This is a genomic window from Pseudomonas sp. B13(2017) (assembly GCF_002113245.1).
In the GTDB taxonomy this organism is placed as follows: domain Bacteria; phylum Pseudomonadota; class Gammaproteobacteria; order Pseudomonadales; family Pseudomonadaceae; genus Aquipseudomonas; species Aquipseudomonas putida_Z.
Map to the genome: position 1 here is coordinate 68,200 of NZ_NEJX01000001.1, position 19,565 is coordinate 87,764.

Annotated in this window: 15 protein-coding genes; 10 read left to right on the top strand and 5 right to left on the bottom strand. The window is 64.1% G+C overall.

The features are described 5' to 3' along the window. Positions 1-10 precede the first annotated feature (10 nt). Positions 11-199: a hypothetical protein gene (locus CAG44_RS27405; RefSeq protein ID WP_143493363.1), complete on the top strand. Its 189-nt coding sequence runs from the start codon at positions 11-13 to the stop codon at positions 197-199. A gap of 94 nt (positions 200-293) precedes the next feature. Then, positions 294-4,247 (top strand): trifunctional transcriptional regulator/proline dehydrogenase/L-glutamate gamma-semialdehyde dehydrogenase, encoded by a 3,954-nt coding sequence (putA, locus tag CAG44_RS00305; RefSeq protein ID WP_085691388.1) that lies wholly within the window; start codon positions 294-296, stop codon positions 4,245-4,247. A gap of 101 nt (positions 4,248-4,348) precedes the next feature. Here putA and CAG44_RS00310 read toward each other — a convergent pair whose 3' ends face one another. From CAG44_RS00310 to CAG44_RS00320, 3 genes are all read right to left on the bottom strand, one after another. Next, a complete protein-coding gene (locus tag CAG44_RS00310) occupies positions 4,349-4,600 on the bottom strand; it encodes a DUF3077 domain-containing protein (protein ID WP_085691574.1) in 252 nt (83 codons plus the stop codon). A 268-nt stretch (positions 4,601-4,868) separates the two neighbouring features. Beyond that, entirely contained in the window at positions 4,869-5,306 is a 438-nt protein-coding gene (locus tag CAG44_RS00315; protein ID WP_085691389.1) for a hypothetical protein, read from the bottom strand. A 105-nt stretch (positions 5,307-5,411) separates the two neighbouring features. Further along, positions 5,412-5,975 (bottom strand): hypothetical protein, encoded by a 564-nt coding sequence (locus CAG44_RS00320; RefSeq protein ID WP_085691390.1) that lies wholly within the window; start codon positions 5,973-5,975, stop codon positions 5,412-5,414. A 368-nt stretch (positions 5,976-6,343) separates the two neighbouring features. Between CAG44_RS00320 and CAG44_RS00325 the strand changes: the two genes are divergently transcribed. The 7 genes from CAG44_RS00325 to yccS all read left to right on the top strand — a co-directional run bounded on the left by CAG44_RS00325 (position 6,344) and on the right by yccS (position 17,701). Beyond that, positions 6,344-8,146: an acyl-CoA dehydrogenase gene (locus tag CAG44_RS00325; RefSeq protein WP_085691391.1), complete on the top strand. Its 1,803-nt coding sequence runs from the start codon at positions 6,344-6,346 to the stop codon at positions 8,144-8,146. Positions 8,147-8,178: 32 nt separating this feature from the next. Beyond that, positions 8,179-9,621, top strand: a complete 1,443-nt coding sequence (locus CAG44_RS00330) for a TldD/PmbA family protein (protein WP_025340872.1) — start codon at positions 8,179-8,181, stop codon at positions 9,619-9,621. After that, positions 9,621-10,940, top strand: a complete 1,320-nt coding sequence (locus tag CAG44_RS00335) for a TldD/PmbA family protein (RefSeq protein WP_085691392.1) — start codon at positions 9,621-9,623, stop codon at positions 10,938-10,940. Before CAG44_RS00330 ends, CAG44_RS00335 begins: the two co-directional genes overlap by 1 nt. A 137-nt stretch (positions 10,941-11,077) precedes the next feature. Beyond that, a complete protein-coding gene (mdtD, locus tag CAG44_RS00340; RefSeq protein ID WP_085587851.1) occupies positions 11,078-12,505 on the top strand; it encodes a multidrug transporter subunit MdtD in 1,428 nt (475 codons plus the stop codon). Positions 12,506-12,617: 112 nt separating this feature from the next. After that, positions 12,618-13,955, top strand: a complete 1,338-nt coding sequence (dbpA, locus tag CAG44_RS00345) for an ATP-dependent RNA helicase DbpA (protein WP_230396947.1) — start codon at positions 12,618-12,620, stop codon at positions 13,953-13,955. 145 nt (positions 13,956-14,100) lie between these two features. Continuing rightward, entirely contained in the window at positions 14,101-15,282 is a 1,182-nt protein-coding gene (locus tag CAG44_RS00350; protein ID WP_085587849.1) for an NAD(P)/FAD-dependent oxidoreductase, read from the top strand. Between the two features lie 235 nt (positions 15,283-15,517). Beyond that, a complete protein-coding gene (yccS, locus tag CAG44_RS00355) occupies positions 15,518-17,701 on the top strand; it encodes a YccS family putative transporter (RefSeq protein WP_013974492.1) in 2,184 nt (727 codons plus the stop codon). A gap of 130 nt (positions 17,702-17,831) precedes the next feature. On the opposite strand, the gene CAG44_RS00365 is transcribed toward yccS, so the two are convergent. After that, positions 17,832-18,569 carry an ABC transporter substrate-binding protein gene (locus CAG44_RS00365; RefSeq protein ID WP_085691393.1) on the bottom strand — a complete coding sequence of 246 codons (738 nt, stop codon included), beginning with the start codon at positions 18,567-18,569 and terminating at the stop codon, positions 17,832-17,834. Positions 18,570-18,724: 155 nt separating this feature from the next. Here CAG44_RS00365 and CAG44_RS00370 point away from each other — a divergent pair, with 155 nt between their 5' ends. After that, a complete protein-coding gene (locus tag CAG44_RS00370) occupies positions 18,725-19,177 on the top strand; it encodes a GNAT family N-acetyltransferase (protein WP_075046569.1) in 453 nt (150 codons plus the stop codon). A gap of 86 nt (positions 19,178-19,263) precedes the next feature. Here the strand turns inward: CAG44_RS00370 and CAG44_RS00375 are convergent, their stop codons facing one another. Then, on the bottom strand, positions 19,264-19,560 hold the full coding sequence (locus CAG44_RS00375) for a helix-turn-helix domain-containing protein (RefSeq protein WP_085587844.1): 297 nt from the start codon (positions 19,558-19,560) through the stop codon (positions 19,264-19,266). Positions 19,561-19,565: the final 5 nt, after the last annotated feature.

A 19,565-nucleotide genomic window follows, 5' to 3' on the forward strand; every position in this document is an offset into this window, starting at 1 on the left:
GGCGAATCCTATGCAACAACGCAAAGCGGGTGCAACCATTTTTCATTTGCAAGTTGCACCTTCTCGTGCATTTTCAGACAAATCTGATTTTTTGCTCCTTTTGGGAGCAACACCCCCGCTTTTCAGAATAAAACGCACCGAAAACGACCCTTTTCCGGGCATGGAAATGACGGTCGGACGAGTTGCACCTTTTCCATGAAAAATTCGGGTTGCACCTGGTTGCACCCGAATTGTCCTACAGCTACTCTTGGCGCCAGCTTAGGCCACAACCGTGGCAATAACGAGGATAAGAAATGGCGACGACCACCCTTGGGGTCAAACTCGATGACCCGACCCGTGAGCGACTCAAGGCAGCTGCGCAGTCGATTGACCGCACCCCGCACTGGTTGATCAAGCAAGCGATCTTCAACTACCTGGAGAAGCTCGAGGGTGGTGCCACCCTGACCGAACTCAACGGCCATGCCAGCAACCTGGCCGACGACGCCGGTGAGGTCCAACCCGACCACAGCCACCAGTGCTTCCTCGAGTTCGCCGAGAGCATCCTGCCGCAGTCGGTACTGCGCTCGGCGATCACTGCCGCCTACCGCCGCCCCGAGCAGGAAGTGGTACCGATGCTGCTGGAGCAGGCGCGCCTGAGCGCCCCGCTGGCCGAAGCGACCAACAAGATGGCCGCCGGCATCGCCGAAAAACTGCGTAACCAGAAGAGCGCTGGCGGTCGTGCCGGCATCGTTCAGGGCCTGCTGCAGGAATTCTCGCTGTCGTCCCAGGAAGGCGTGGCACTGATGTGCCTGGCCGAAGCCCTGCTGCGCATCCCCGACAAAGGCACCCGTGACGCGCTGATCCGCGACAAGATCAGCACCGGGAACTGGCAGCCGCACCTGGGCAACAGCCCGTCGCTGTTCGTCAACGCCGCCACCTGGGGCCTCCTGCTGACCGGCAAGCTGGTATCCACCCACAACGAATCCGGCCTCACCTCCTCGCTCACCCGCATCATCGGCAAGAGCGGCGAGCCGATGATCCGCAAGGGCGTCGACATGGCCATGCGCCTGATGGGCGAGCAGTTCGTCACCGGCGAAACCATCGCCGAAGCCCTGGCCAATGCCAGCCGCTTCGAGTCCAAGGGCTTCCGCTATTCCTACGACATGCTCGGCGAAGCCGCACTGACCGAGCACGACGCACAGAAGTACCTGGCGTCCTACGAACAGGCCATCCACTCGATCGGCAAGGCCTCCCATGGCCGTGGCATCTATGAAGGCCCTGGCATCTCGATCAAGCTGTCGGCGCTGCACCCGCGCTACAGCCGCGCCCAGTACGAGCGCGTGATGGAAGAGCTGTACCCGCGCCTGCTGTCGCTGACCCTGCTGGCCAAGCAGTACGACATCGGCCTGAACATCGACGCCGAAGAAGCCGACCGCCTGGAGCTGTCGCTCGACCTGCTCGAGCGCCTGTGCTTCGAGCCTTCGCTGGCCGGCTGGAACGGTATCGGCTTCGTTATCCAGGCCTACCAGAAGCGCTGCCCGTATGTGATCGACTATGTCATCGACCTGGCCAAGCGCAGCCGCCACCGCCTGATGATCCGCCTGGTGAAAGGCGCCTACTGGGACAGCGAAATCAAGCGCGCCCAGGTCGAAGGCCTGGAAGGCTACCCGGTCTACACCCGCAAGGTGTACACCGACGTGTCCTACGTCGCCTGCGCCCGCAAGCTGCTGGCCGTGCCAGAAGCCATCTACCCGCAGTTCGCCACCCACAACGCCCACACCCTGTCGGCCATCTACCACATTGCCGGTCAGAACTATTACCCGGGCCAGTACGAGTTCCAGTGCCTGCACGGCATGGGCGAGCCACTGTACGAGCAGGTGGTCGGCAAGATTTCCGAAGGCAAGCTGAACCGTCCGTGCCGCGTCTATGCACCGGTCGGCACCCACGAAACGCTGCTGGCCTACCTGGTACGTCGCCTGCTGGAAAACGGCGCCAACACCTCGTTCGTCAACCGCATCGCCGACCACTCGATCTCCATCCAGGAACTGGTCGCCGACCCGGTCGCCAGCATCGAGCGCATGGGCACCCAGGAAGGCAACATCGGCCTGCCGCACCCACGTATCCCGCTGCCGCGTGAACTGTATGGCAGCGAGCGGGCCAACTCGGCCGGCATCGACATGGCCAACGAACACCGCCTGGCATCGCTGTCCTGCGCCATGCTGGCCACCGCTCACAACGACTGGAAAGCCACGCCACTGCTGGCCTGCGCTGCCAGCGAAGGCGCAGCCGCACCGGTGCTGAACCCGGCGGACCACCGCGACGTGGTCGGCCATGTTCAGGAAGCCACTGTCGCCGACGTCGACAACGCCATCCAGTGCGCACTGAATGCAGCACCGATCTGGCAGGCCACCCCGCCGGCCGAGCGCGCTGCCATTCTGGAGCGCACCGCCGACCTGATGGAGGCCGAAATCCAGCCGCTGATGGGCCTGCTCATCCGCGAAGCCGGCAAGACCTTCGCCAACGCCATCGCCGAAGTGCGTGAAGCCGTGGACTTCCTGCGCTACTACGCGGTGCAGGCACGCAACGACTTCAGCAACGACGCCCACCGCCCGCTGGGCCCGGTGGTGTGCATCAGCCCGTGGAACTTCCCGCTGGCGATCTTCACCGGCCAGGTAGCCGCAGCGCTCGCCGCCGGCAACCCGGTACTGGCCAAGCCGGCCGAGCAAACCCCGCTGATCGCCGCCCAGGCCGTGCGCCTGCTGCTGGAAGCCGGCATCCCTGAAGGCGTGCTGCAACTGCTGCCAGGCCGTGGTGAAACCGTCGGTGCCGGCCTGGTGGGTGACGAGCGCGTCAAGGGCGTGATGTTCACCGGTTCCACCGAAGTGGCCCGTCTGCTGCAGCGCAACGTCGCCGGCCGCCTGGACAACCAGGGCCGCCCGATCCCGCTGATCGCCGAAACCGGTGGCCAGAACGCGATGATCGTCGACTCCTCGGCACTGACCGAGCAGGTGGTGATCGATGTGGTGTCCTCGGCCTTCGACAGCGCCGGCCAGCGTTGCTCGGCACTGCGCGTGCTGTGCCTGCAGGAAGACTCTGCCGACCGCGTGATCGAAATGCTCAAGGGCGCCATGGCCGAAAGCCGCCTGGGCTGCCCGGACCGCCTGGCCGTGGACATTGGCCCGGTGATCGACGCCGAAGCCAAGGCCGGCATCGAGAAGCACATCCAGGGCATGCGCGAGAAAGGTCGCTCGGTCTACCAGGTGGCCATTGCCGATGCTGCCGAGCTCAAGCGCGGCACCTTCGTCATGCCGACCCTGATCGAGCTGGAAAGCTTCGACGAGCTCAAGCGTGAAATCTTCGGCCCGGTGCTGCACGTGGTGCGCTACAACCGTCGCAACCTGGACCAGCTGATCGAGCAGATCAACAACTCCGGCTACGGCCTGACCCTCGGCGTGCACACCCGCATCGACGAGACCATCGCCAATGTGGTGGAAACCGCCAACGCCGGCAACATGTACGTCAACCGCAACATCGTCGGTGCAGTGGTGGGTGTGCAGCCATTCGGTGGTGAAGGCCTGTCCGGCACCGGCCCGAAAGCCGGCGGCCCGCTGTACCTGTACCGCCTGTTGTCGACCCGCCCGGCCGACGCGATTGGCCGCCACTTCCAGCAGCAGGACGGCGAAGGCAAGCCTGACCGTGCCCTGCACGAACAGCTGATCAAGCCACTGCATGGCCTGAAGGCCTGGGCCGAGAGCAACCAGCTGGCCGACCTGGCCGCGCTGTGCAGCCAGTTCGCCAGCCAGTCGCAGAGCGGCATCGCCCGCCTGTTGCCAGGCCCGACCGGCGAGCGCAACAGCTACACCATCCTGCCACGTGAGCACGTGCTGTGCCTGGCCGACAACGAAGCCGACCTGCTGGCGCAGTTCGCCGCAGTGCTGGCCGTTGGCAGCTCGGCGGTATGGGCTGACGGCGAGCCGGGCAAGGCCCTGCGTGCCCGCCTGCCGCGAGAGCTGCAGGCCAAGGTCAAGCTGGTGGCGGACTGGAACAAGGATGAAGTGGCGTTCGACGCCGTGATCCACCATGGCGACTCGGACCAGCTGCGCGGCGTGTGCCAGCAGGTGGCCAAGCGTGCCGGGGCGATCGTGGGTGTGCACGGGCTGTCCAGCGGCGACCACCAGATGGCGTTGGAGCGCCTGGTGATCGAGCGGGCGGTGAGTGTGAACACTGCTGCTGCCGGTGGTAATGCCAGCCTGATGACCATTGGCTGAGGCTGAGGGTTGTTAACGAAAAAAGGAGAGCTTCGGCTCTCCTTTTTTTATGGGGGCTGGGGTTGGGCTGACAGGTGTTCATTCAACCTGAAGCCAAATCCTCACTGCTTCATCCCCAACTCAGCATCATCCATCAGTGCCTTGGCCATCGCACTCAGGTAATGGGCAGCCCAGATCATCATCGGTTTCTCATCCATCAGCCCGGTAATGGTCAATTCGCGGACATAACCCATCAACTCCGACGACTGCTCACGGGCGTCCCTGCACGGGATGCCAGGCTCGATGCGGATTGGGTGTCTTCTGTTGTCATTGTTCAATCCCCTGATAATTCTCGAGTGCCTGGCCAGGCCTATTCGCGGGCGCGCCCGCTCCCACAGGATCACCAAAGGCTTCATGACTTGCACCGTACCTGTGGGAGCGGGCATGCCCGCGAAAGGGCCGGCTCAGGCGACACATCATTAAGCCTCAGTGCGAACTTCGCGACCTAGATTAGGATCTTCGAGTGAATCTGCGTTCAGTGGTGGATCAGGAACTATCACCACCTGCTGTCAAACAAGAGGGTGGCAGCTGTGCATGGGTTGACAGACCGGTAGAAAAATCCAAAAAACCCGGCGCACACCGTTACCCGCGCTTTCGCCAGAGCCACAATAGGCACCAGCCTTTCCCAGCCTCCGAAGTCAGCATCAGCACAATCCACACCGAGTTACTGATACTGGAAGCCAGCATCGGCAACAACAGGAGTATGGATATCGAAGGAACGATAAAAAAGATGCGAAAGGGGATCTGCACCATCGCCAAGTAGACAGCCAACCGGCAACGCATAAGAAACAACGCGCAGGTCGCTATCAACGAAAGCTGCAGAACCAGGCCTAGCCAGACGATTAGCTCTAGCCCTCCTCCCCAGATCTGCATGTTGCTCAATGCGTCCTTGAAATCCGTCCAGAAAGGTATGGCACCTCGCTCCGTACTGCGGAAGACACAAAGGCAGATGTAGAACGCGTCCATGCCTCCCCAAAACAGGAAAACGATCGCATGCCAGCTCAAGTTCGAGTTCTTCAATATGCTCCCTCTTCGAACCTCGCCGGAATACCGAGCTTTGTAGGAGCGGCCTTGCGCCGCGAAAGGGCCGCAAAGCGGCCCCGGCAAATTCTGCTGCGACGCTGCTCAAACCATGGACGAAAGTGTGACCAAAGCAAACAGCTGCGTTGCTGTAATTACGGCAGCCAGCAGCATCCACAACCAATTGGCCAGCGTGAAACGGCTGTTGGCCACCCCTGCCTCATCCCCGGCGCTGAAATTGGCGCCTTTCTGCATGGGCACCAGAATGACCAACCAAGCTGCTTGAATGACTACACCCGCAAAATACGCCGCCCACAACTGATCATCCAGAATCACACTGGCAGCCACCCAGGCAGCACACATACCGTAGTAGCCCAGCGTGAGCCCCAGAATGGACCAAGGGTAGGTTCTGCCTGACTCGCGAATATGATCATTCACCCTTCTCAATAACGGGTAGATGAAGAACACTGCAAAAGCGCTTCGCCAGAATGGGCTGACCTTTTCTCCTGTCCTCACTCCATGCAGCTTCCAGCTCTGATAAAAGCAATACAGCCAGTAAAAACCAAGGGTGAAGAAGGTCATTGCGCCAAACTTCAGGGGCGAGACTACGAAGAAGGGAAGTTGCTTGCCCTCGGAATCAGTCAAGTCGTTCTTGTGGACGTCACTCATCAGAAAAGCCTCATTGCGAACACCAAAGCACACATTCAAGGCCAAATGGCATTCGATCCGCAGTAGTCCAGTTCCGCTCTGACTTGTAGGAAACGTCTCTACATTTTCCTGCGCCTGTTGCGGCCCTTTCGCGGGTAAACCCGCTCCAACAGGTGCAGCGTTGATGGCTGGGGCTGCGCAGTACTTGTGGGAGCGGGTTTACCCGCGAAAGGGCCCGAACAGGCAAAACAACAACTGCCCCCGCGTGAGCTGTGCGACCAACCACCAGACATCCCGGTGTTCTCAACCCATATCACCCAAACCTATTAACCTGTCCCCCACCCCACCACCCTCCTACACTCGCAGCATCCCGCCTCAGGACCGCGACCATGCCCGAGACCCTGCTCAGCCCCCGCAACCTCGCCTTCGAACTCTACGAAGTCCTCGACGCCGAGGCCCTGACCCAGCGCCCGCGCTTCGCCGAGCACAGCCGCGAAACCTTCGATGCAGCGCTATCAACTGCCTGCACCATCGCCGAAAAGTTCTTCGCCCCGCACAACCGCAAGGCCGACGAAAACGAGCCGCGCTACGTGGACGGCCGCGCCGAACTGATCCCCGAAGTGAAACCCGCCGTCGACGCCTTTCTCGAAGCCGGCTTCCTCAACGCCAACCGCGACTTCGAAGTCGGCGGCATGCAGCTGCCGAGCCTGGTCTCGCAAGCCTGCTTCGCCCACTTCCAGGCGGCCAACGCCGGCACCACAGCCTACCCGTTCCTGACCATGGGCGCGGCCAACCTGATCGAGAGCTTCGGCAGCGATGAACAGAAACGCCTGTTCCTGCAGCCGATGATCGAAGGCCGCTATTTCGGCACCATGGCCCTGACCGAACCCCACGCTGGCTCGTCACTGGCCGATATCCGCACCCGCGCTGAACCCGCCGGTGACGGCAGCTACCGGCTCAAGGGCAACAAGATTTTCATCTCCGGCGGTGATCACGAGTTGTCGGAAAACATCGTGCACATGGTGCTGGCCAAACTGCCGGATGCTCCGCCTGGCGTGAAGGGCATCTCGCTGTTCATCGTGCCCAAGTACCTGGTCAGCGAAGATGGCAGCCGTGGCCAGCGCAACGATGTGCTGCTGGCCGGGCTGTTCCACAAGATGGGCTGGCGCGGTACCACCTCCACCGCGCTGAACTTCGGCGACAACGGCCGGTGCGTCGGCTACCTGGTCGGCCAGCCACACCAAGGCCTGGCCTGCATGTTCCAGATGATGAACGAGGCACGCATCGGTGTCGGCATGGGCGCAGTGATGCTCGGCTACGCCGGCTACCTGTATTCGCTGGAATACGCCCGCCAGCGCCCGCAGGGTCGGTTGCCGGACAACAAAGACCCGCACAGCCCGGCGGTGCCGATCATCGAGCACAGCGATGTGAAACGCATGCTGCTGGCACAGAAGGCCTACGTCGAGGGCGCCTTCGACCTGGGCCTGTATGCCGCGCGCCTGTTCGACGACACCCAGACGGCCAGCGACGACAGCGCCCGCAAGCAGGCGCAGGAGCTGCTCGACCTGCTGACCCCGATCGTCAAATCCTGGCCCTCGACGTTCTGCCTCAAGGCCAATGAACTGGCGATCCAGATCCTCGGCGGCCACGGCTACACCCGCGAATACCCGGTTGAACAGTACTACCGCGACAACCGCCTGAACCCGATCCATGAAGGCACCGAGGGCATCCAGTCGCTCGACCTGCTGGGCCGCAAGCTGGCGCAGAACAATGGCGCCGGCCTCAAGCAGTTGATCCGGTCGATCGCCGCCACCGGCGAGCGCGCCAGCCACCATCCGAACCTCGACCCGCTGCGCCAGCCGCTGGAGCAACTGGTCAACCGCCTGCAAGGTGTGACCCTGGCCTTGCTGGGTGACCTGGCCCAGGGCAAAGTCGCCGGAGCCCTGGCCAACTCGGCCCTGTACCTCAAGGCCTTCGGCCACTGCGTGATCGGCTGGCGCTGGCTGGAACAGGCGATTCATGCCGAACTCGGACTGCTCAAGGGCAACCCCGCCGACCGCGACTTCTACCTCGGCAAGCTGCAAGCCGCGCGTTATTTCCTGACCTGGGAAGTACCTGGCTGCCATAATGAGCTGGCATTGCTCGAGGCGCGCGACGACACTTGCCTCACCATGCAGGACGAGTGGTTCTAAGGGGGAGCCACCGTGTACACGGAGGCTTCCACATGTTCGATACCAGCGCCCTGCTGCGCCAGCGCTTTGCCGCGCTGCGCAGTACGGCCGAGTTGTTTTCCCTGCGCCATGTGAAACAGTCGCACCAGGCGCTGTCGGTTCGCCGCAACGTCGCGGAACCACCCTTCTTCAGCCAGGACGAGGGCGCCATGCTCACCGTGCGGGTGAATGGCGTGGAAGCCTATGCCGCCACCGCCGACCTGTCCCAGGCCGGCCTGCAGCGCGCCCTGGAGCACGCCGAGGCGCTGGCCCGGCAGATCGCCCGGTACAACCTGCTGGACCTGCGCGAGCAACCGGTGACCAGCGCACGCCACGACCACATTTCGCCCAACTTCGACCAACCCGTGCCCAACCTCGCCGACTGCCTTGGCCTGCTCGCTGCCGAATCGGCCAGCGTGCCCAAGGACAGCCGCCTGGTCGACTGGCAGGCCAGCCTGGGCCTGAGCCTGGTCGAGCAGACCTACCTGAACTCGGCCGGCGCCGAGCTGCGCCACGCCCAGCGCTTCCTGTTCCCGGGCCTGGGCGTGACCGCCAGCGATGGCCAGGACAGCCAGAGCCGCAGCCTGGGCCGCGACAACTTCGGCCAGCAGGGCGGCTTCGAGATCATCGAGCGCTGTGGCCTGGTCGGGGCTGCCCGCCGGGTGGCCGACGAGGCGCTGCAACTGTTGCTGGCACCGAACACCCCCAGCGGCCCGCGCGACCTGCTGTTGATGCCGGACCAGATGATGCTGCAGATTCACGAATCCATCGGCCACCCGCTGGAGATGGACCGCATTCTCGGCGACGAGCGCAACTACGCCGGCACCAGCTTCGTCAAGGCCGGTGACTTCGGCCACCTGCAGTACGGCTCCGCGCTGCTCAACGTGACCTTCGACCCGACCATCGGCGAAGAGCTGGCCAGCTACAGCTTCGATGATGACGGCACCCCGGCCAGCAAGCAGTTCCTGATCCGCGATGGCCTGCTGCTGCGCCCGCTGGGTGGTGCGCTGTCGCAGTTCCGCTCCGGCCTCGACGGCGTGGCCAACAGCCGCGCCTGCGGCTGGAACCGTGCGCCGATCGACCGCATGGCCAACCTCAACATCGAGCCGGGCGACCAGAGCCTGGATCAGCTGGTGAAGGGCATCGAGCACGGCATCCTGATGCGCACCAACCGTTCCTGGTCCATCGACGATGCACGCAACAAGTTCCAGTTCGGCTGTGAATGGGGGCAGTTGATCGAAAACGGCGAGCTCAAGGGTATCGTCAAGAACCCCAACTACCGCGGCATCTCCGCGCAGTTCTGGCGCAACCTGGCGGCGGTCGGCGACAGCAGTACCTTCCAGGTGCTGGGCACGCCCAACTGCGGCAAGGGCGAACCCAACCAGGTGGTGCGGGTCGGCCACGCCTCGCCGGCCTGCGTGTTCCGCCAGATCGACGTATTCGGAGGAGACGCCTGATGAAACACGCTTTCGAAACCCTGGTCGGGGATGTGCGCAAAGCCCTGCAGACGGGCGAACAGTTCACCCTCGGCTACAGCGCCGAACAGTCGCAATTCGTGCGTTTCAACCATGCCAAGGTGCGCCAGGCCGGCACCGTGAACCAGGCCGGCGCGCAACTGCGGCTGATCCGCGATGGCCGCCAGGCAGAGCAACAGGTGACCTTGAGTGGTGACACGCAACTGGATAGCCAGCGCCTGTTCACGGCCCTGGAGCAACTGCGCCAGACCTTGCCACTGCTGGCGGTCGATCCGTACCTGCGCCTGGACGAAAGCGCCTGGCACAGCCACAGCCAGCAGGAGCAGCCGCTGCCCGAACTGAGCGATGTGCTGACCTTGCTCGAGCGCGAAGCCGGCGACCTGGACCTTGTCGGCATCTACGCCGCCGGCCCCATCTGCCGGGGCTTCGCCAGCTCGTTCGGGGCCTTCGGCTGGCACCAGGCCAACAGCTTCAACTTCGACTGGAGCCTGTTCCACGAAAACGGCGAGGCGGTGAAGGCCAAGTATGCCGGGCAAGTGTGGAGCGCCGACGACTTCACCGCACGCCTGCGCCAGGCGCGGGAGCAGCTGGGTTTCCTTGGCCGCCCTGCCGTCACGCTGAAACCTGGCAGCTACCGCGCCTACCTGGCCCCGGCGGCCATGGACGAAATAGCCGGCATGCTGTGCTGGGGCGGCTTTTCCGCACAGGCCCTGGCCACTGGCAACAGCGCCCTGCAGCGCCTGTACAACGGCGATGCGCGGCTGAGCCCGCTGGTTAGCTTCACCGAGCAGGTCAGCGGTTCGCTGAGCCCGGCGTTTTCCGATGAAGGCTCGCCGCGCCTGGATGTGCCGTTGATCCAGCAAGGCGAGGCCCGGCAGCGATTGATCAGTGCGCGCAGTGCGGCCGAGTTCGAGCTGCTGGCCAATGGCGCCGATAGTTACGAGTCGCCGTGTGCGCTGAGCCTGGCAGCAGGTAGCCTGCCGAGCGAGCAGATTCTGGAGCGGCTCGGTACCGGGCTGTACATCAGCAACCTGTGGTACCTGAACTATTCCGACTTGCCGGCGGCACGCATGACCGGGCTGACCCGCTTCGCCACCTTCTGGGTGGAGAACGGGCAGATCCAGGGCCCGGTGAGCACCATGCGCTTCGATGACAGCCTGTACAGCTTGCTAGGTAGCCAACTGGAGGACCTGACGCAGGAGCGCGAGATGATTCTGTCGACCAGTACCTATGGACAGCGCAGTACCGGGTCGAGTCATTTGCCGGGGGCACTGGTCAAAGGCCTGACCCTGACATTGTGATAGGCCATTCCGGCCTCATCGCCGGCAAGCCAGCTCCCACAGGGACCGCACCCAACCTGAGGTCTGTGGTAATCCTGTGGGAGCTGGCTTGCCGGCGATGAGGCCAGTACAGGCAATGCCGAACATTGAGGTTCCTCATGCCCGAACGCACCCCGCTGGACCCTGTCACCGCCCGCTGGATCCCTTGGGTGGTGGCCATCGCCTTCTTCATGCAGTCCCTGGACGGCACCATCCTCAACACTGCACTGCCAGCCATGGCCCGCTCGCTGGCCGAAGACCCGCTGCGCATGCAGGGCGTGATCATTGCCTACATGCTCACCGTGGCCCTGCTGATCCCCGCCTCAGGCTGGATCGCCGACCGCTTCGGCACCAAGCGTATCTTCTTCAGCGCCATCCTGCTGTTCAGCTTCGGCTCGCTGCTGTGCGCCGCCGCCAACAGCCTCGGTTTCCTGATCTTTGCCCGTGTCGTGCAAGGGCTGGGCGGTGCGCTGATGCTGCCGGTCGGTCGGCTGGTGGTCCTGCGCGCCTACCCGCGCACCGAGCTGGTGCGCATCATGAGCTTCATCACCATCCCCGGCCTGCTCGGGCCGCTACTGGGCCCGACGGTTGGCGGCTGGTTGGTGGAAATACTGAGCTGGCACTGGATCTTCCTGCTCAACCTGCCGGTCGGCCTGATCGGCTGCTACGCCGTGTGGAAGTTCATCCCCGACCTGCGCGGCGCCGAGCGCACCACGTTCGACGGCCCCGGGTTCCTGCTGTTTGGCGCAGCGATGGTATTGATCACCATCGCCATGGAAGGCCTGGGCGAACTGCACCTGCCGCACCTGCGGGTGATGTTGCTGCTGTTCGCCGGCATGGCCTGCCTGGCGGCCTACTGGCTGCGCGCCGGGCGCGACCCGGAGCCGCTGTTCTCGCCCAGCCTGTTCCGCGTGCGCACCTTTGCCATCGGTATCCTCGGCAACCTGTTCGCCCGGCTGGGCAGCGGCGCCCTGCCGTTCCTGGTGCCGTTGCTGCTGCAAGTGGCGCTGGGCTACTCGCCGGCCCAGGCCGGCATGAGCATGATCCCGCTGGCGGCTGCGGCGATGCTGGCCAAGTCCATTGCCCGACCACTGATCGAGCGCTTTGGCTACCGCATCATCCTCACCGGCAACACCCTGCTGCTGGGCCTGCTGCTGGCCAGCCTCGGTCTGGTCGACGAACAGACGCCCTATGCCGTGCTGCTGATTCAGCTGGGCCTGCTCGGCGCGGTCAACTCGATGCAGTTCACCGCGATGAACACGGTAACCCTGATCGACCTCGACGATGCCAGCGCCAGCAGCGGCAACAGCCTGCTGTCGGTGGTCGCGCAGCTGGCCCTGAGCCTGGGCGTGGCATGTGCGGGTGCATTGCTCGGCGGCTTTACCGCAGCCGGCAGCGCCGACGGCGTGGAAACCACCTTGGGCGCATTCCAGCTGACCTTCGTCACCATCGGCGTGATGGCCATGCTGGCGGCGGCGATCTTCCTGCAACTGTCGCCGACGGACGGAAGGCGTGCCCGTCGTCCGGAACAACACATGGAGTCGTAGGGCGAATGGCCACGAGGCTGGTAGACTGTGCGGCATTTTTCGCTTCGCAACGCAGGCCCGCCTCGTGACCACCGAATCCACCGCCTTTGCCACCTTGCCGCTGTCCACTGCCATGCTGGCCAACCTGGACGCCCTCGGCTATGCCTCGATGACACCAATCCAGGCCCAGAGCCTGCCGGTCATCCTCAAGGGGCAGGACCTGATCGCCCAGGCCAAGACCGGCAGCGGCAAGACCGCCGCCTTCGGCATCGGCCTGCTCAACCCGATCAACCCGCGCTACTTCGGTTGCCAGGCGCTGGTGCTGTGCCCTACCCGCGAGCTCGCCGACCAGGTGGCCAAGGAGCTGCGCCGCCTGGCCCGCGCCGAGGACAACATCAAGATCCTGACCCTGTGCGGCGGCGTTTCGCTGGGCCCGCAGATCGCTTCGCTGGAGCACGGCGCGCACATCATCGTCGGCACCCCAGGGCGCATCCAGCAGCACCTGGACAAGGGCACCCTGGTGCTCGACGGGCTGAACACCCTGGTGCTGGACGAAGCCGACCGCATGCTCGACATGGGCTTCTTCGATGCCATCGCCAGCATCATCGGCAAGACCCCGTCGCGCCGCCAGACCCTGCTGTTCTCGGCCACCTACCCGGCCGGCATCAAGCAACTGGCCGCCGACTTCATGCGCAACCCGCAACAGGTCAAGGTCGAGAGCCTGCATGCCGACAACCAGATCGAGCAGCGCTTCATCGAGATCGACCCGCAACAGCGCCTCGAGGCCGTCACCCGCGTACTCGGCCACTACCGCCCGCAGTCCTGCGTGGCGTTCTGCTTCACCAAGCAGCAGTGCGAGGATGTGGTCGCCCACCTGACCGCCAAGGGCATCGTTGCCCAGGCCCTGCACGGCGACCTGGAGCAGCGCGACCGCGACCAGGTGCTGACCATGTTCGCCAACCGCAGCAGCTCGGTGCTGGTGGCTACCGATGTGGCCGCACGCGGCCTGGACATCGATGGCCTGGACATGGTCATCAACGTCGAACTGGCACGTGATGCGGAAATCCATGTGCACCGGGTGGGCCGTACCGGCCGTGCCGGCGAGAAAGGTATTGCGGTCAGCCTGGTGGCACCGGCCGAAGGCCACCGCGCCCAAGCCATCGAAGATCTGCAGAAGAGCCCGCTGCGCTGGGACCAGCTGGACAGCCTGAAGCACAAGGGCGGCGAGCCGCTGCTGCCGCTGATGAGCACCCTGTGCATCGCCGCCGGGCGCAAGGACAAGCTGCGCCCGGGTGACATCCTCGGGGCGCTGACCGGTGACGCCGGCATCCCCGGCAAGCAGGTGGGCAAGATTGCGATCTTCGATTTCCAGGCGTTCGTGGCCGTTGAGCGGCCGCTGGCCAAGCAGGCCATGCAGCGCTTGAACAGCGGCAAGATCAAGGGGCGCTCCCTGAAAGTCCGCATCGTCTGATGATTTTGGGGCTGCTCTGCAGCCCATCGCCGGCAAGCCAGCTCCCACAGGATTACCACAGGCCCCAGGCTTGTGCTGTACCTGTGGGAGCTGGCTTGCCGGCGATGGGCCGCTCAGCGGCCCCAGCTAACAATGAGGTAACACCGTGCACTCCACCGACGTGATCATCCTCGGCGCCGGCGCCGCCGGCCTGATGTGCGCCCAGCTCAGCGCCCGCCGTGGCCGCCGGGTACTGGTGCTCGACCACGCCAACAAACCGGGCAAGAAGATCCTCATGTCCGGCGGCGGCCGCTGCAACTTCACCAACATGTATACCGAGCCGGGCAACTTCCTCTCACAGAATGCACACTTCTGCAAGTCGGCCCTGGCCCGCTACACCCAGTGGGACTTCATCGAGCTGGTGTACAAGCACGGCGTGGCCTACCACGAGAAGAAGCTCGGCCAGCTGTTCTGCGACAACAAGGCCAGCGACATCCTCGACATGCTGCTGGCCGAATGCGATGAGGCCGGCGCCGAGATCCGCATGCACACCAGCATCGAGCAGATCGAGAAGACCGAAGGCGGCTACCTGCTGCAGACCAGCGGCGGCCAGTTCGCCTGCCAGTCGCTGGTGATCGCCACCGGCGGCCTGTCGATCCCGACCCTGGGTGCCACCGGCTTCGGCTACCAGGTGGCCCGCCAGTTCGGCCACACCCTGCTGCCGACCCGCGCCGGGCTGGTGCCGTTCACCATCACCGAGCCCCAACTGAAGGCACTGTGCACCGAGTTGTCCGGCACCTCGCTGGATTGCACCGCCAGCTGCAACGGCACCAGCTTCCGCGAGAACCTGCTGTTTACCCACCGCGGCCTCAGCGGCCCGGCGATTTTGCAGATCTCGTCGTTCTGGGAAGCCGGTGACACGGTCGAGATCAACCTGCTGCCCGACCGTGATGCACTGACCTGGCTGCAACAGATGCAGGCCGAACGCGCCAACGCCGAGCTGAAGACCGTGCTGGGTGAGGTGTTTACCCGCAAGCTGGCCAACCTGCTGGCCGAGCAGTGGTTCGAGTCCAGGCCGATGAAGCAGTACACCCCGGCGGAACTGGCACAGATCGCCGAAAAGCTGGCGAACTGGCAAGTGGTGCCGGCCGGCACCGAGGGCTATCGCACTGCTGAAGTGACCCTGGGCGGCGTGGATACCCGCGAGGTGTCGTCCAAGACCATGGAATCGCTGAAGAGCCCCGGGCTGTATTTCATTGGTGAAGTGCTGGATGTGACTGGCCACCTGGGCGGTTTCAATTTCCAGTGGGCCTGGGCCTCCGCCAACGCCGCGGCGCAGTTCGTGTAGAGTAGAATCCATTCAGCAGCACGGAACGCTTCTTGCTGGCCCGTGCTGGAGTGCCGGAAAAGAGTTGGGGCTGCTTTGCAGCCCATCGCCGGCAAGCCGGCTCCCACAGGATCATCACAGCCCTCGGCTCTGTGCAGTACCTGTGGGAGCTGGCTTGCCGGCGATAGGCCGCGGCAGCGGCCCCAATGACACGGCCTCGAACGGTATTTCTCTGATCACTGCCTAGCAGGCCATCATGTCATCGAGCTCGTTCCGTCAGTCACTGCGTCGCCTGTGGGGCCAAGACAAGTTCAGCTACAGCATCCGGGTCACCATCGCCCTCACCGGCAGCCTGGCCCTGTGCTGGTACCAGAACGAAATGGCCCTGCTGATTCCGCTGTTCCTCGGCATCATCGCCAGCGCCCTGGCCGAAACCGATGACAGCTGGCAAGGCCGCCTCAGCGCCCTGGCCGTCACCCTGGTGTGTTTTGCCATCGCCGCACTGGCGGTCGAACTGCTGTTCCCCTACCCGTGGGTATTCGTCATTGCCCTGGCCTTGGCGGCCTTCGGCCTGACCATGCTCGGTGCCCTGGGCGAACGCTATGGCGCCATCGCTTCAGCGACCCTGATCACTGCGGTGTACACCATGATCGGCGTGGACCAGCGCGGCGGCCAGGTCACCGACTTCTGGCACGAACCACTGCTGCTGGTGGCGGGTGCGGCCTGGTACGGGCTGCTGTCGGTGCTGTGGCAGGCGCTGTTTTCCAACCAGCCGGTGCAGCAGAGCCTGGCCAAGCTGTTCTTCGAGCTGGGCAGCTACCTCAAGCTAAAGGCCAGCCTGTTCGAACCCGTCCGCACCCTTGACGTCGAAGCCCGGCGCCTGGAACTGGCGCAGCAGAACGGCAAGGTGGTGGCGGCGCTCAACGCAGCCAAGGAAATCATCCTGCACCGGGTGGGCAACAGCCAGCCGAACTCCAAGGTCAGCCGCTACCTCAAGCTGTACTTCCTGGCCCAGGACATCCATGAACGGGTCAGTGCCTCGCACTATCCCTACAACGCCCTGACCGAGGCTTTTTTCCACAGCGACGTGATGTTCCGCTGCCAGCGCCTGCTGCGCAAGCAGGGCTCGTCCTGCCAGGAACTGGCCCGCTCGATCCGCCTGCGCCAGCCGTTCGTGCTGGCCAGCGGTTATCCCGAAGCCCTCGAAGACCTCAACGCCTCGCTGGAACACCTGCGCATGCAGAACAACCCGGCCTGGCGTAGCCTGCTTCGCTCGTTGCGGGCGCTGGCGGCCAACCTGGCGACGCTCGACCGCCTGCTCAGCGCCGCCAGCAACCCGGACAGCCTGGCCGACACCAGCGATAGCAGCCTGCTCGACCGCTCGCCACGCTCGCTGAAGGATGTGTGGACGCGCCTGCGCACCCAATTGACTCCGACTTCGCTGCTGTTCCGCCATGCCCTGCGCCTGCCGCTGGCACTGTCGATCGGCTATGGCATGGTGCACCTGATCCACCCCACCCAGGGCTACTGGATCATTCTCACCACGCTGTTCGTGTGCCAGCCCAACTACGGTGCGACCCGGCGCAAGCTGGTGCAGCGGATAGCCGGCACCGCCGTCGGCCTGACGGTGGGCTGGGCATTGTTCGACCTGTTCCCAAACCCGGTCATCCAGTCGTTGTTCGCCGTGGTCGCCGGGGTGGTGTTCTTCGTCAACCGCACCACCCGCTACACCTTGGCCACGGCCGCGATCACCCTGATGGTGCTGTTCTGCTTCAACCAGATCGGCGATGGCTATGGCCTGTTCCTGCCGCGCCTGTTCGATACCCTGGTCGGCAGCCTGATCGCCATCCTCGCGGTGTTCCTGTTCCTCCCCGACTGGCAGGGGCGGCGGCTGAACAAGGCGCTGGCCAATACCCTGGCCTGCGCCAGCGTGTACCTGCGGCAGATCATGCAGCAGTATGCCCACGGCAAGCGCGATGACCTGGCCTACCGCCTGGCCCGGCGCAACGCCCACAACGCCGACGCGGCGCTGTCCACCACCCTGGCCAACATGCTGATGGAGCCGGGGCATTTCCGGAAGGAGGCCGACGTCGGCTTCCGCTTCCTGGTGCTGTCGCATACCTTGCTCAGCTACCTCTCGGGGCTGGGCGCGCACCGCGACACGGCCTTGCCGGCGGAGGTGCAGGAACAGTTGATCGAAGGTGCCGGGCAAAGCCTGGCCAGCAGCCTGGACGAGATTGCCAACGGCCTGGCCGCGCGGCTGCCGGTGGCGATTCACAGTGATGCCGAAGAAGCGCTGGCCAATGCCCTGGAGCAGATGCCGGAAGAGCTGGACGAGCACCAGCGGCTGGTGCAGACGCAGTTGGCATTGATCTGCCGGCAGCTGGGGCCGCTGCGGACCCTGGCAGCGCATTTGATCAAGGAAGGTGCACCGGCCTGAATGCATTGTTACCTGCTCTGGCCTCTTCGCGGGCACGCCCGCTCCCACAGGAACCCCACAAGTTTCAAGACCTGTGTAATACCTGTGGGAGCGGGTTTACCCGCGAAGAGGCCGGCACAGAAGATATAGCTCAGAAGCCATGCTGGCGCATGAGCCGCGCATAGCTGCCATCCGCCTTCATCGCCGCAATCGCCTGCTCGAACCGCTCGACGATCCGCTCATGCTCCGGGTTTTTCAGGCTGACCAGGATATGCAGGGTGTTCTCCCCCAACGGCGGCTCCACCAGCATCACCCCATCGCGCACCTCCGGCAGTTCGCGCTGCAAGTTGTAACGGGCCACGTACTCGTCTTCCACCGCCAGGTCCACCCGCCCCGCCGCCAGCATGCGTACCGCAGAGGGAAAGTTGCGCACCGCCACCTTGTGCAGGCGGGTGTCGCGGTCGAACTCGGGGGAATAGGCGTAATCACGCACCACGGCGATGCTGTAGGGGTACAAGTCTGACTGGCGCTTGTAGCGAAACGCCTCGCCCTTGCGCTGCAGCAGGCGAATACGGTTGACCAGGTAGGCTTTGGAAAACTGCCCGATGCTGGCGCGTGAGTCGTTGTACCAGGCGTTGATCAGCACATCGTAACGCCCCTCGCTCACCCCCAGCAGGGCCCGCGCCCACGGTGCCTCTTCGACCCCACTGGTGTAGCCGGCCCGGGCCAGCGCCGTGGTGACGATGCTGGTCGCCAGGCCACCGCCCGGCATGCTGGCATCGGTGAACGGCGGCCAATTGTCGGCCACCAGGCGTAGCTTTTCGTAACCCGATGCGGGTGTTGCAAGTATCATTGCCAGCAACCCCAGAACACAAAGCAGTGGCCGCATGCTCACGTCCTTTCGCAATGGAGGGCACACACTGCCGACGAGATTACACAAAGCCGTCGCCGAGGGCAGCGGCCAATAGTGTCATTTAGCCTCTATTTTGGCCGTGCCCCATACATCATGCGATGATCGACGGCCCACTCAAGGAGTTCGCGCCAATGTCCATCGACTGGCTCTGCAAGCACCACACAGATCTCAGCAAGGACCAGCTCTACGCCATTCTGCAATTACGCACTGAAGTGTTCGTGGTCGAGCAGCGCTGCGCCTACCAGGAAGTCGATGGCCAGGACCTGACCGGCGATACCCTGCACCTGATGGGCTGGCAGGATGACAAGCTGGTGGCCTACCTGCGCCTGCTCGACCCGCAATCCCAGGGTGGGGATGTGGTGATCGGGCGGGTGGTGACTGCACCTGCGGCGCGCGAGCTGAAGCTGGGGCATACCTTGCTGCTCAAGGGGTTGGAGGCAGCGGAGCATTGCTGGCCGGGGGTGCCGGTCTATCTGTCGGCGCAGGCGCATTTGCAGGGGTTCTATGCCCGGCATGGGTTCGCGGTGGTGGGCGAGGAATATCTTGAGGATGACATTCCGCATATCGGGATGCGCAAGGGTTGAGATCGCCGGGGGTGCTTCGCACCCTTTTCGCGACGCAAGGCCGCTCCTACAAGGGAACGCGATTACCTGTAGCAGCCCCCAGTGGATCAGGGATACCCCAGCACTTCGCGAACCTGCCGCAGGTGCCGGATGATCCACTGCTTGTCGATCGCCCCCCAGTCATGAATGCGGTAATGCCCGGCGTGGTTGCGCGCGCCTTCCAGCTGTTCGAACTCGCAGACGATATCCAGGTCGGCCAGCGCCGCAATGGTGTCCTGGGCGGTGCGCCGGGGCATGCCGGTGGCCTCCATCAGGGCCGGCACGCTGGTCGCGGTCTGGCTGTCGATCAGCCAGGCCACGTACAGGCGGCGGTAGAAGCTGCTCTTGGTCTTGCTCACTTCCATGCTGC